Below are 578 nucleotides of genomic sequence, written 5' to 3' on the forward strand. Positions count from 1 at the left end.
GCCACCGCAGCCTCGCTAAGAATGGATAAACATCGTAGCAATAGCGTCGGGCCACACGATCTTTATTTCACGTTGCTGGATGATTATCTGCATGTGGTGGATACCGCGCTGTGGTTGTCGGGCGGCAAAGCCTCTCTGGATGGCGGTACGCTACTGACTAACGACGCTGGCGAAATGCTGTTTGCCGAGCACCATTTTTCGGCTGGTCCTTTGCAGATCACCACCTGTATGCATCGCCGTGCCGGAAGTCAGCGTGAAACCGTGCAGGCCGTGACTGACGGTGCGCTCATCGACATTACGGATATGCGCGAATGGCGTGAGGAGCGCGGGCAGGGCGTAGTGCATAAACCGATTCCTGGTTGGCAGAGTACGCTTGAGCAACGTGGGTTTGTCGGCTGTGCGCGGCACTTCATTGAATGTGTGCAAAACCAGACAGTTCCGCAAACCGCCGGCGAACAGGCCGTGCTGGCGCAACGTATCGTTGACAAGATCTGGCGCGATGCGATGAGTGAATAAACCCTGTAACATCTGGCGGTAGCAATTCACCATAATCCAGGTAGACTATTCGCCTCTTTCAG

At 55.2% G+C, this 578-nt stretch carries 1 pseudogene; it reads left to right on the top strand.

The annotated features are described in order from the left end of the window. Positions 1–516: pseudogene (locus MLOOGBEN_RS28840) on the top strand (gfo/Idh/MocA family oxidoreductase); the annotation flags it as partial. Positions 517–578: the final 62 nt, after the last annotated feature.

This window comes from Bacillus sp. EB106-08-02-XG196 (assembly GCF_013396335.1).
Taxonomy (GTDB): domain Bacteria; phylum Bacillota; class Bacilli; order Bacillales; family Cytobacillaceae; genus Neobacillus.